Source organism: Haloferax sp. Atlit-12N (genome assembly GCF_003383095.1).
Lineage (GTDB): Archaea > Halobacteriota > Halobacteria > Halobacteriales > Haloferacaceae > Haloferax.
On record NZ_PSYW01000044.1, the window covers coordinates 1 to 1186 of the forward strand.

Here is a 1186-nt window from a genome sequence, read left to right on the forward strand (position 1 = left end):
AATCGTTCAACGGGAGGTTCAACATACCCGTTCCTTCGGGGAGCTGCTTTCCTTCCTCGATGAGCTGATCCACTGTCTCTATCGTCGTTGGGTCGATCCCGTTTTGCTCTAGTAGGTCTCGGCGATAAAAGAGCCCAACTGGTCCAATGTCCCACGGGAGCCCATAGACCCCGCTGTCGTCCTGAAGTGGGGTCCACTTTCCGCTCACGAACTTGTCTTTTAATCCAGCCTCGTCGATCCACCCGGAGATGTCGCGAAGTCCGTCTGTGCCGACCCAGGCTGGCGCACTCGGATCTTCCATCATCGCACACGCGGGCGCACCGGACCCAGACAGGAGGGACGATTTGAACTTGTCGTTCATATTCCCTTGTCCCATCTGGGAAACCGTCACGGCCGCGCCGGTCTCGTTTTCGTAGTCGGCTGCGGTGATCTTTAGGGATTTCGCAGCGACGTCCCAACCCCAAGCGTTGATCGTGTCCGCCATTTTCGATTGAGCGGTGGACTGTCCGTTCGTGGCGGTTGATCCTGATTGACCGCCGTCATTCGACCCATCGCTGGTCTGTGTTCTACTCTGCGACCCAGTCCCAACGCATCCGGCGATGGCCGCTAGAGCGCTCGAACCCGTTAAATACGCAACCTGTCGCCGACTGATACGGCTGTCACTGTCATTCATTGTCGGACCACGCCAACAATGTTTTCTAACAATAGTTAATATTTTCGGCGTCCGATTCGCCGCCAGACAGCGTCCAGTTCAGCGCTCGAGTTCGACGGACGCTGCGTCGTCGATCGTCTCGTAGACGTCGAGTGTCGCCTCGAACGTCTTTTTCGCGTCCGAATAGGGCGACCGAACGAGTGACTGGTCGTCGTTTGAGACGGCAGTTAGAAACGCCTCCAATTCGTCTCTGTACTTCTCCTCGCCGCTTCCCTCGTACGCGATATCTTGTCCGTCGACGACGCCTGTCAGGCGGTTCTCGTTGAAGTCCAACTGCAGATCGAAGCCGTCACCGATCACGTCTACTGCGGTGCGGTATCGAGGCGACGCACAGCTTGTTGCAACGTGGCTCACCGCGCCCGTCTCGTGGTGCATTGTCGCGACAACCGAATCCTCGAAGTCAACTTGGTCCCCGACTACTTGCTTGTCACCGAATGCGTGGAGTTCGTCTACATCCCCCGCGAAATACCGCAC

At 57.3% G+C, this 1186-nt stretch carries 1 protein-coding gene and 1 pseudogene; both read right to left on the reverse strand.

The window, feature by feature from the left end; all coding sequences use genetic code 11:
- Window positions 1–484, reverse strand: a 484-nt coding sequence (locus tag C5B90_RS19880; protein WP_115883632.1) for an ABC transporter substrate-binding protein, incomplete at its 3' end; no start/stop codon positions are given.
- Between the two features lie 267 nt (window positions 485–751).
- Window positions 752–1186, reverse strand: a pseudogene (locus C5B90_RS20650) (gfo/Idh/MocA family oxidoreductase); the annotation flags it as partial.